Raw genomic sequence first — 11,000 nt, forward strand, 5'->3', positions numbered from 1 at the left:
AATAGAGTATCATTATGAAACGAAATAAAAATCTAATAAAAAGAAGAGAATCTAACAGACGCTATCCACTACGGAAGTGTAAAAAACCGGATTGTCAAGAATATTTTGTGCCTTCAGATTCTAGACAGATTTACTGTGGTGAACAGCATCGTATTGATTTTAATAATGACAAGAGAAAACTGAAAGAAGCAATTAATATTTTCTTTTTAAAAACAGTGAAAAGCAATAGAGCTATTTTAAATAAAATTAAATCAAGTAATTTTTATAAAGAAAATGGATACTCAACTAAATTTCTACTTGATCATGAAGGTTATGATTTTAGTACTTATCATAGAATTATAATTAACAAAAAAACCGGGAGAGAAGCCCATGTTTGTTATGATTATGCACTTGAATTAATAGATGCAAAAGAAGAATTTTTTTCAATTAATAATACATTAGATTATGAGTTATAGAGTACCAACCTTTCAAGAATCATTTCCTTTATCTCACAAAATAGATTTGCTAAACCAACAATCGGAATATTTTGTAAACAAGTCACTATCTTCAGGTGGACTTACTGAAGGATTTAAAGGAATACCAACAACTATTCCAATTATGGATAAACTAAGTAATGAGATGACTAAAGAAAAAATTGCAGAATCACTAGTTAGAAACTATGTGAAAAACAATTGGAGGGTAATGCTAACTTGTGCAATTGTGGGAGGAACATTAATTTATGTGCTATACAAAATTGACGAAGAAAACCAAAAAAGAAATACCAAAAAATAATTTTTTCCTAAGCTAAAAAAATCAATACAGGTCTATCTATGTCAATAAATATACTTACATATCAATTCAAATCAATATGTAATTATCTGTAGTTTATAATAATTTATTAACGTTTACAAATTATTTTTAATCATTATAATTTTAATACATGAAAAGAAGTTTAAAGAAAGGTTATTTTACAATAACGTAAGAAAAATTAAATATTCTTTGAGCTGCATTATTATGTATAAATTCAGAATTTTATATTGAAGTGGAAGAGCTTGAAATCATAATTATTTAGTATTTTCATTTTTTTAGATAAATTTTATAATTTTCTAAATCAATTTTATATATATTCAGTTTATTTAAAATATTCATTCCCAATAACGGTTTAATATTTCCACTTTCCATTACAGTAAAATCAACATCTTTAATTTTCTTACCGTCAATAATAATACTCGGAATATTCCAAAACTCGACCAAATGTTTTTTTCCATCAGCAGTTTGTATATAATCTTTTCCTAAATAGTTACGAGTTGTAATTGTTCCGTTCTCAAGTAAGTTGTTTATTATGTTTTTGCCAATTAAAGAAATTGTTGCACCTGTGTCTAGAATGAAGTCATAAGTTTTATCAGAAATTTTTATTTCTATAATTTTCTGATATTCTGTGCCTTTCAGGTTAATTACATCATCATTCTTTTTTGGCACAACAATAGAGTTTACAATCATAAAGAAAAGCGGATTAATTATGTTTGATTTTTCTTCAAGATTTTCCTCCAAAGTAGGCGTTCCAATTCCACAATTAATAAAATGCAAATAAGTCACATCGTGAAAAATATAAGCGTTATTTCTCATTTTAATTTTCATCCCCATCTTTTCATTAATTACTTCATAGACTACTAAAAAACCTGCTCTACCTGCAATGTTCATTGGTTTATAAGAAATAAATTTACCATCAATAAAATTTTTCGCATATTCCTCTGTAAATAAATCTTCTTTATATAGTTTATCAATTTCTTCAAAAGTCAAATTACCAAATTCTTCTTTTGTATATGGCATTTCTTGGGTTAAAATACTAATTGAATTTGAACCATTACCACAGTCAGAAACAAAAAGTTGGATTACATTCGGTTGCTTACCTTCTTGCGAAGACCAACTTTTTGGGATTGTTAAAATTAATTCGGTGTTTTTAGATTTTTTATGACCCTTAGTGTTAAAAGTATAAGTGTACCCATTAGAAAACTCTTTAGAAGGTTGATTCTCATATTGAAAAGACAATATGTTTTCCAGCATTGGAGATGGAATATTTCCTTTTAAGTTTTTTTCAAGTTCTTTTAAATATATTGCGGTTTCTTCGTTTGTACTAAAAAGAATATTTGTGTGAATTACTTGTTTTATTGAGTCCATTTTTGACTTCATAGCATCTTCCCAATTATCTATCCCATTTAAATATTTAATAGCATTTTTTTTACTTTGTCCAAAGTTCGTTGTTAATAATAAATTTAGTTGATTTACCTCGCTACGAAAATTTGGATTTAACTCAGAAATATTTGTAAGAGCAGTTTCTATTCCTGTAAAATAACCATTAACCATCGAAGCACGAATAGTCTTATCTTGTCTTACAGCTTGACCATAAGAAAAATTGATAAGAAAGATTATTGAAATAAATAATTTTCTCATGTTAATTGACGTTTTTCATTTCTGAAGTTAGAATAGGGATATTTATACAATACAGTCTTGGTTTATTAGAATCTAATATTATTAATTACAAATAGAATAATAACCAACCCGAAAATCATTATAAAATTTTTCGAATTATTTATTGAATAAGAATAAAATAAAATCGCAGTTGTTTATCGCAGAAATGAATAACAAAAGCGCCTAATCATTAACAAATCGAAATAAGACACAAGCTTTTTTTTGCATGGTGCTTTGTTTTCTAAATCATAATAAATAGTAATATTACTTTGCTCTTGGCGGAAGGTAACATTGCTTACTTTTTGGGCATGAGTAGTTATAGCTTGAAATAATAATATTAATAAAATGTGTTTTGTAATTTTCATCATTTTTAAATAACTAAATTAGTCCTTGACACAGCGTAATGAAAAACCAATATCTTTATTATTCCTGTCTCTGCTAGGGTAGCCATTGAGGTAATATAGTATTCGGAACCAAGCGCAACAATCTGAATCAAATACTTTGGCCTCAGACGAACTCCACCATTCACCATAGACGCCAATTCTACTATATGTGCCACTACCGTAGCGTATGCCTCCTGGAAGGCCTGAGAATCCATCAAGGTCTTTTAAGTTCGCAACATTCTCCCCTCCTAAGTAATCAGTTAATATTGTCCATTCTTCATCAGAGGGAATGTGAAACCCCTCTGGAGCCAATCCTCTTGGGTCGTTTACCGCATACCAATTATAAAGTTTTCCATAAATTGCTCCATTTTTTGGGTCATTATCATAATAACACCATGCACCCGTTTTAAGATTAGCCCATACTTCTGGGTCTTTTACTTCTGGAATGATATCACCATTTCTATAAGTTGAAACATCTAAATTTTTAACTGTCCACTCTTGGGAGCCAATAACTACAGTTTCAATATTACCTGAATCAGCTTTAACTTGAAATTTTATTTTATCTCCGCGTAATTCCTCAAATTCTTCTAATACATTCCATGTAATGCTGTGATTTCCTGTGGCAATTTTAGCACCAGCATCACCTGTTACTTTTTTCAAAGGTCCTTGCCATGTTTTACCATCATCAGTAGAAACAAACAAACTTATTTTGCAAGATGTTTTCGTTTCTAAATCATATGAAATGATAATACTACTTTGCTCTTGACGGTAGTTAATATTGCTTACTTTTTGGGAGTAAATTGTAAATACATTCAGAATAATTAAAAATAAAAATATTTGTTTTATGTAATTCATATAATTCATTTAATCTTTAATACAGCGAACCGAAAAACCAAATTGCTTATTAAAAGAGTAATCGTTCGCAACTCCCCAAAAATAATAATTCAAAGTGTTATACAAATCAGATTGTGTAACATTTTCTGTGGAACTCCACCATGCCCCATCGAAATCTATACTGGTAAAAAAGCATCCTATATTTTCAATTAAACGTGCACCACCAGGAAGTCCTTTAAAGCGACTTTCCATCATATCACCTAATTCATATTGATGCTTTTCTCTTAATACTTTCTTTTTAACACATTTAATTTTCTCAGAGTCAATATAATCATTCAATGTTTTCCACTCGTCATTAGAAGGAATATGAAATCCTTCCGGGGCTATTCCTCTTGGGTCGTTTACCGCATACCAATTGTAGAGTTTACCATAAATTTTACCATTCTCTGGGTCATTATCGTAATAACACCATGCTCCAGTTTTTAATTCTTGCCATTTTTTTGGGTCTTTTACTTCTGGAATGACATCGCCATTTCTGTATGTTGAAACATTTAAATTTTTTACTGTCCACTCTTGGGAGCCAATAACTACAGTTTCAATATTACTAGCATCAGCTCTAACTTGAAATTTTATTTTATCACCACGCAATTCCTCAAATTCTTCTAAGACATTCCAAGTAATGCTGTGATTGCCTGTGGCAATTTTAGCACCTACATCGCCTGTTACTTTTTTTAATGGTCCTTGCCATGTTTTACCATCATCAATAGAAACAAACAAACTTATCTTACAAGGTGTTTTGGTTTCTAAATCATAAGAAATAATAATAGTACTTTGCTCTTGGCGGAAAGTAACATTACTTACTTTTTGGGCATAAGTGATTGAACCCAATAGGCAGAGAAAAAGAAAAAAGAAATTGTTAATTTTTACCATGTTAATGTTTTCCAATCTTCGCCAATATCTTTTCCTGGAAGCACATCTGGGGTTTGTGTTTTTCCAATTTTCAATACCTCTTTGCTTACCTGATAATTTACATCTATAAACATTTCATTTAAGGTTTTTGCTCCGGCATATTCTTTTAAATTTTTCAATAAAAAATAGGTAAAATAGCCGTGTTGTTTTTCCTTATAAACAGCACTAGTTTCAGTTCCTTTACTAGAGGAAAAAACGACTAAATTTCCAGGCACAGCATCTATTTTTGCTTTTACTTTTACACCTTTCATAGCTACTAATTCTTTATTTCTAGCACCGCCAGAGAAACAAGCATCTAATACCACAGTAGCTTTTATAGTTGGCGATTTAGATAGTTTAGCATATAAATCTACAATCGAAATTCCATCTTGAGGATTGTTTCCATTAACATCTACAGGGATTAAGTATGGTTCTTTTGTGTTCTCATCTGGCAAACCGTGTCCACTATAATAAAACAAAACTTCAGCCTTCCCCTTTTCAATCTCAATAGCTTTTTGCAATTTTTCTAAATTTTGTTTGATTTGAGAAGTTGTAGGGTCAATAAGCAAGTATATTTGGTCTTTTGGGTAACCAAGAGTTGTTTCAGCATATTCAGCAAAAACACGCGCATCATTAGCAGCGAAATCAACATTTACCTCTCTATCTAATCCGGTTTGATATTTAGCGTAATCTTCACAGCCAATAATTAAGGCGTATTTTTTTGAGTTTAGCGGTAATCCTTTAGGGATATCTTTGTCAACATAACTTCTTAAAGAAGCGGCTACAATATCTATTTTTTCTTCTGCTCCAGCCTGAATAACTATTTTTTGTTGCGATAAAGCTTGATTTAAATTAAAACTTTTTTCCCAGTTTTCGGCAAAGCGATTGTTAGACTCTGAAAGGTTTACATTTATTGGTAAAGCACTAGCAATATACTTTGAATTCATTATCATTTCATACTCAATACTCTTCTTTTCACCTGGCGCCAATTTATCAAATTGCACAAATGCTTCTCCATTTGTCATGTAAACATTCTCAGGTAATTTAACATTAACTTTTACCTCTTTAGCAACTCCTTGACCCAAGTTCTGAACTAACAACTGTAACGAAAAGGGCTTTTTTAATTCTAAATTTGTACTCCCAGCAGCACCAGAAAAAATAACATAATCCACTACTTTTACTTCGGGTGCTAAAAACTTGCGAGTATTAATTTGCATAGCCACTTTTTCGGTTCCAAAACCATTTGGTTCCTGAATTTCTATTGTTAAATCTATGCTACCATCCACGGTGTTAATATTACTCGTTATGGGTAATTCATAAGTTTGTATGCCTCCCAATTTTTCTACTTTAAGTAGCGATTGATTATTCTTAAATGTGATACCGTTAGTATTGCCTGATGCTTGAATTGAGGCAGAAAGATTTAATCCATCGCCTTTACCCGAATTTTTTAGTTTAAAAATAATTTTACAATTTTCATTAGCATTTATGGCTTTATTACCATCTGCATCTACGAACATAGGCCCTTCTAAAATTTCTAATAAAGGCGGCTCAATTTTTTTACGAATATCAAATGAAGCTGATGATGAAGCTGCTGTGTTTTGAGCAAAAGTTGTCAAGTTAAATACAAGACAAATAAAAAGTAAAATTGTTTTTTTCATAATTATAGTATTTTATAAACTAATTTATTTGTGTAAATTAAAACTTATTTTGTTTGGTTATTTGTTATTAATTCAGAAATTAATTTTTCTAATTCAACTACAGAGTATTGATGATATTTTTTATAAATAATTTTAGAATTATTTGAAGCATTTGATTTATTATTAATACCAGCTAATGATTTAAAATTACTTACTTTAGCACTAATACTTCCACTTGACAAATTGCTTTTTCTTGCTACCTCTCTGCATAATTCCATTTGCCTATTTCTAGGAAAATTTTCGGAAATTAATTTCTTTAATATTACTAAACATCTTAATTCATTAATATCATTCCAATCAGAAATATCTTTATAATTCATATTTTTTTATTTTAAAAATTATCTCTAATCCCTTAGGCAACGCACCGAGAAACCGTAATACTTATTGGCGGACAAGCTGTAGGCTTTATCAACGTCGTTACCCAGGCCGCGGGAATAAGCTTTCGAAGTATCGCGCCCTGATGAAAGCCACCAAAAACCTATCATGCCAACGTTTTTGAATATTCCATTGCCGGTGCGATAACCTGCAGGAAGACCTGAAAAACCGCAATAATTTGTTGCGTTTGTATTAGGACTAAACCAAAGTGATGTTCCAGTTGACTTCAATTTTCCTCCTGCAATCTCTTCTCCTCCTAAATAATTGATTAATTTTGTCCATTCTTCATCAGATGGAATATGAAAACCTTCTGGTGCCAATCCTCTTGAGTCGTTTACTGCATACCAGTTATAAAGTTTACCATAAACATTACCATTCTCTGGGTCATTATTGTAATAACACCATGCTCCAGTTGACAGAGAAGCCCATTCTTCTGGGTCTTTTACTTCGGGAATAATATCGCCATTTCTATACCTTGATACATCTAAATTTTTAACTTTCCATTCTTGTGTGCCAATAATTACGGTTTCGATATTGCCTACATCTGCTCTAACTTGAAATTTAATTTTATCTCCACGTAGTTCCTCAAATTCTTCTAACACATTCCAAGTAATACTATGATTACCCGAGGCAATTTTAGCACCAGCATCACCTGATACTTTTTTTAAAGGTCCTTGCCAAGTTTTACCATCATCAGTAGAAACAAACAAACTTATTTTACAAGATGTTTTGGTTTCTAAATCATAAGAAATAATAATTGTACTTTGCTCTTGACGGAAGGTAATGTTGCTTACTTTTTGGGCAGTGCTTAAGCAACTTAAAAACATAAAAACAAAAATATATTTGTACTTCATTTTTGCTATTTTAATTACAATTTTTATTAATGTATTCATATGCACCATCTTCTCCTAATTCGCCCGCTTTACTCAAGTCTTTACAACCACCTTTTTTATCCTTAGTTAATATCTTTAATCTCCCCCTATTTAGATAAGAATTTGCATCCTTTGGGTTCAATTGAATAGCTTTAGTATAATCTGTAATTGCACCTATATAATTATGAATATTAAATTTACAACCACCTCTATAATTATAATAATAACTTTCTGGTTCCAATTCAATTGCTTTTGTATAATCCTCAATAGCACCTCTGTAGTCTTCTAGTTTCTCTTTTGCACCTGCTCTACTACTATAAGAAAAATTTTTTGATGGTGTTGGGACCAATTCAATTGCTTTTGTATAATCCTCTATAGCGCCCCTGTAGTCTGCTAATTCCTTTTTTAAGTCTGCTCTCCTATCATAATTATAACCTGATCCTTCTGGGTCTAATTCAATAGCTTTTGTATAATCATCTATAGCGCCTCTGTATTCATTCAACTCTTCTTTTGCTTCAGCTCTTTTAGAAAAATAAGATTCGTCTTTTGGGTCTAACTCAATCGCTTTTGTAAGATAATAGATTACCTCTTTAAAATTTTTAATTTCTAATTCACCAAACCTAAAATGTTTCCCATAATATCCTGTATCAAAACCCCATGAAATTAAATAATTTGCTTTTGCCTTATTTTGAGATTTTTCAATAAATTTATTAAAATCAACTGCCGCGCCTATTTCGTTCTTTAGTATATACTTAGAAAATGCTCTACCCAAATATGCCTCACGTTCTTCAAGACTGTCAACTAAAATTTCTGGTAATAAATTAATAGATTTAGTAAAATGATCTATAGCAGTCTTGTAATCATTATTATTAAATCTCCATGAACCAATTTCTATATACCCAATATGTTTTGGAACCATGTTTAATTTAAAATGTTTTTCAAAGTCACTATTAGCACCTTCAATATCATTTAAATTATATTTATTGATTCCTCTAACCCAATAAACTCTATTAACACGTCTTGCTGATGCTTCACCACCTAAATCAACCGATTTTCTATCCCATATTGATATTGAATCAAATTCGATAAGTTTATTACAATCATCAATGGAACCAACAAAATCCTTTAAAATAAATTTTAAATTAGCTCTTACAATTAGAAATTTAGTGTTTTTAGGTTCTAATTCTAATGCTTTAGTATAATCAAAGATTGCTCCGTTATAATCGTGAAAGCTCCATTTAGAATTTGCTCTATAATAAAATGTTAATGCATCATTAGGATTCAAACTTATTGCTTTATTTAAATCGGATAAGGCAGCTTCATCAGCACCCACTGTTAGAGATCCACGAGCTTTGTATGCATCTGCATATTTTGGGTTTAGCAAAATTGCTTTTGTGTAATCAGCCCTTGCTCCTTTACTGTCGCCTGATTCTTTCTTTAAGTCACCTCTTAACTTGAATAATTTTGCATCTTTAGGATTCTTAATTAAAGCTTGGTTTATAGATGTTATGGTTTGAGATTTTGTTTCATCAGCTCTAACTTGAAATTTAATTTTATCGCCACGTAGTTCCTCAAATTCTTCTAACACATTCCATGTGATACTATGGCTTCCCATTGCTATTTTAGCACCTGCATCACCAGTTACTTTTTTCAAAGGTCCTTGCCATGTTTTACCGTCATCAGTAGAGACAAACAAACTTATTTTGCAAGATGTTTTCGTTTCTAAATCATAAGAAACAATAATAGTACTTTGTTCTTGACGAAAGGTAATATTGCTTACTTTTTGAGCATGTGTAGTTATACCTAAAAGGGAAAATATAAAACATGAAATTATTAATAGACTTTCTTTTTTCATAAAATTCACATTAACATACTATTGAATTTTGGGCTATTTTTGAATCACTAAGGAACGGTATTCTACTTTTCTTTGGTCGGGCATAATAGAATAAATCCAACTAAAAATAGCCTCATTGGTGGTAACTTGGTCTTTGTCCATTTTAATAAATGGAATGGCTGTTTTGGTAAATACAAAAATTAATCGGTTAGTTTCTTTTTCTTTCAAGCTTGTTTCCAACTCATAATCAACTCGACCTAAAGGAAAATTATAGGTTTCTATAGCTTTTAATGAAAATGGTTTTTCATAGCTATTTGGATACATTAAAGTTGCTTCAGTATTATTAATATTAAAAATTGTCACATAACAAGGCTGTGATGTTTTTACTGAAAAAACTAGATGGTCATGGTTGTTATAAACCGCTTTTACTCCTTCAATGAATGTATCAAAGGTAGTATCTGGTTTTGTTTCATACTTAATAACTGAAGCATCTATTGTTATCTCGATATATAACTCAATTTCACTTTTCTTAACTGTAGTTTGATTTTTAATAACGAAAGACTCCACAGCTCCTTGAATTTCAGATTGAATATCTGAACTAAAGAACTGGGAGTAATCATTTTTATCTTGACTGCTAAAAAGTAATTGGTAAGACTTGATATTTTCAGCAATTCCTGCTGCTTTCAATGCATTTATTTTAGCATCATTCAATGCTAAATTTTTTGCTTGGTTAAAACTAATGTCTCCACTTATAAAGGATGTTCCTTTTATATCTTTAACATTAATTATTTTTTGAGCGGATAGAGGAATAGAAAATAGTAATAATAAAAGCCAATAAAGGTTATTGCTCTTTTGACATTTTTTCCATTTCGGAATTAAATACCTCTTCAAATTTCTTTTTATCATAGTCCAACTGGAGTTTTTCATTTTTACTAACCTTAGCTGTTACCCCTTCTAAAATGGATTGTTTAGAGGTTTCAATTGCAACCCAGTAGGAATATTTTCCGTCCGTTTCTTTAAATATTTTTTCATCCATTATCCTAACATCGGTGAGCGTTTGGTTTACAACATCCCTTGACAATTCTTCAAATTTATTTTCAAAATTCTCTTTGTCGTCAACCTTACTTGAATTTCTATATTGATCAGTTACAGCTTTCATTATAGATTGAATGTTTCCAGCTAGTTCTGATTTGGCATTTTGCAAAGCAATTTTTTTAGAGGTTGCTAAGTCGATACTTTTACCAATATTTTTAGCTCTAAAATAATCTTTATCAGTTTTATACTTACTATCCGAAAAAGGCACCGAAATTTCTACCGCACCGGTAGTTTTTTCAATGTTTTGTGGAGTTTTACATGAAGTTGCAGATAACACCATGGCAATCATTAATGAAGGAATAATTAAATTTTTTGATTTCATATTAGTTGGTTTTAAATTTTGTTTTTTTATTATTTGATAAAAATAGTAACTTTTATCTTATTTTTTAAAATAGTTATAGTTTTTTTACACCAAACTTTATCAAAGTGAGTAATTTAATGTTTAAAAAAAAATAATTGTCATTTTACTTTTGTATAAATTAATGGAGCATCAACTTCGCCTATTACTTCACAC

11 protein-coding genes are annotated in these 11,000 nt (G+C 30.3%); 2 read left to right on the plus strand and 9 right to left on the minus strand.

From position 1 onward, the window contains the following. Window positions 1–14 precede the first annotated feature (14 nt). Window positions 15–455 (plus strand): hypothetical protein, encoded by a 441-nt coding sequence (locus ACOYLT_RS07925; RefSeq protein WP_422853321.1) that lies wholly within the window; start codon window positions 15–17, stop codon window positions 453–455. Beyond that, entirely contained in the window at window positions 445–771 is a 327-nt protein-coding gene (locus ACOYLT_RS07930; protein ID WP_422853322.1) for a hypothetical protein, read from the plus strand. Before ACOYLT_RS07925 ends, ACOYLT_RS07930 begins: the two co-directional genes overlap by 11 nt. 285 nt (window positions 772–1,056) lie before the next feature. Here ACOYLT_RS07930 and ACOYLT_RS07935 read toward each other — a convergent pair whose 3' ends face one another. The 9 genes from ACOYLT_RS07935 to ACOYLT_RS07975 all read right to left on the minus strand — a co-directional run bounded on the left by ACOYLT_RS07935 (window position 1,057) and on the right by ACOYLT_RS07975 (window position 10,808). Next, a complete protein-coding gene (locus ACOYLT_RS07935) occupies window positions 1,057–2,430 on the minus strand; it encodes a retropepsin-like aspartic protease (protein ID WP_422853323.1) in 1,374 nt (457 codons plus the stop codon). Window positions 2,431–2,831: 401 nt separating this feature from the next. Then, window positions 2,832–3,686 carry a fibrobacter succinogenes major paralogous domain-containing protein gene (locus tag ACOYLT_RS07940; protein WP_422853324.1) on the minus strand — a complete coding sequence of 285 codons (855 nt, stop codon included), beginning with the start codon at window positions 3,684–3,686 and terminating at the stop codon, window positions 2,832–2,834. Between the two features lie 9 nt (window positions 3,687–3,695). After that, entirely contained in the window at window positions 3,696–4,595 is a 900-nt protein-coding gene (locus tag ACOYLT_RS07945; protein WP_422853325.1) for a fibrobacter succinogenes major paralogous domain-containing protein, read from the minus strand. Continuing rightward, on the minus strand, window positions 4,589–6,271 hold the full coding sequence (locus tag ACOYLT_RS07950) for a caspase family protein (RefSeq protein WP_422853326.1): 1,683 nt from the start codon (window positions 6,269–6,271) through the stop codon (window positions 4,589–4,591). The genes ACOYLT_RS07945 and ACOYLT_RS07950 overlap by 7 nt, the downstream gene beginning before the upstream one ends. A 44-nt stretch (window positions 6,272–6,315) precedes the next feature. After that, window positions 6,316–6,630 (minus strand): hypothetical protein, encoded by a 315-nt coding sequence (locus ACOYLT_RS07955; protein WP_422853327.1) that lies wholly within the window; start codon window positions 6,628–6,630, stop codon window positions 6,316–6,318. Between the two features lie 24 nt (window positions 6,631–6,654). Next, entirely contained in the window at window positions 6,655–7,539 is an 885-nt protein-coding gene (locus ACOYLT_RS07960) for a fibrobacter succinogenes major paralogous domain-containing protein (protein WP_422853328.1), read from the minus strand. A 10-nt stretch (window positions 7,540–7,549) separates the two neighbouring features. Next, a complete protein-coding gene (locus ACOYLT_RS07965; protein ID WP_422853329.1) occupies window positions 7,550–9,412 on the minus strand; it encodes a tetratricopeptide repeat protein in 1,863 nt (620 codons plus the stop codon). Window positions 9,413–9,445: 33 nt separating this feature from the next. Further along, the gene (locus tag ACOYLT_RS07970; RefSeq protein ID WP_422853330.1) at window positions 9,446–10,297 is read right to left on the minus strand and encodes a DUF4384 domain-containing protein; all 852 of its coding nucleotides are present in this window, start codon (window positions 10,295–10,297) and stop codon (window positions 9,446–9,448) included. Further along, window positions 10,233–10,808, minus strand: coding sequence for a hypothetical protein (locus tag ACOYLT_RS07975; protein ID WP_422853331.1), 576 nt, complete (start codon window positions 10,806–10,808; stop codon window positions 10,233–10,235). Before ACOYLT_RS07975 ends, ACOYLT_RS07970 begins: the two co-directional genes overlap by 65 nt. Window positions 10,809–11,000 lie beyond the last annotated feature (192 nt).

It is taken from the genome of Flavobacterium sp., assembly GCF_049318185.1.
Classification (GTDB): domain Bacteria; phylum Bacteroidota; class Bacteroidia; order Flavobacteriales; family Flavobacteriaceae; genus Flavobacterium.

Coding starts and splice junctions, on each gene's coding strand:
- ACOYLT_RS07925 (WP_422853321.1), top strand. CDS start 15: ATGAAACGAAATAAAAATCTAATAAAAAGAAGAGAATCTAACAGACGC.
- ACOYLT_RS07930 (WP_422853322.1), top strand. CDS start 445: ATGAGTTATAGAGTACCAACCTTTCAAGAATCATTTCCTTTATCTCAC.
- ACOYLT_RS07935 (WP_422853323.1), bottom strand. CDS start 2,430: ATGAGAAAATTATTTATTTCAATAATCTTTCTTATCAATTTTTCTTAT.
- ACOYLT_RS07940 (WP_422853324.1), bottom strand. CDS start 3,686: ATGAATTACATAAAACAAATATTTTTATTTTTAATTATTCTGAATGTA.
- ACOYLT_RS07945 (WP_422853325.1), bottom strand. CDS start 4,595: ATGGTAAAAATTAACAATTTCTTTTTTCTTTTTCTCTGCCTATTGGGT.
- ACOYLT_RS07950 (WP_422853326.1), bottom strand. CDS start 6,271: ATGAAAAAAACAATTTTACTTTTTATTTGTCTTGTATTTAACTTGACA.
- ACOYLT_RS07955 (WP_422853327.1), bottom strand. CDS start 6,630: ATGAATTATAAAGATATTTCTGATTGGAATGATATTAATGAATTAAGA.
- ACOYLT_RS07960 (WP_422853328.1), bottom strand. CDS start 7,539: ATGAAGTACAAATATATTTTTGTTTTTATGTTTTTAAGTTGCTTAAGC.
- ACOYLT_RS07965 (WP_422853329.1), bottom strand. CDS start 9,412: ATGAAAAAAGAAAGTCTATTAATAATTTCATGTTTTATATTTTCCCTT.
- ACOYLT_RS07970 (WP_422853330.1), bottom strand. CDS start 10,297: ATGATAAAAAGAAATTTGAAGAGGTATTTAATTCCGAAATGGAAAAAA.
- ACOYLT_RS07975 (WP_422853331.1), bottom strand. CDS start 10,808: ATGAAATCAAAAAATTTAATTATTCCTTCATTAATGATTGCCATGGTG.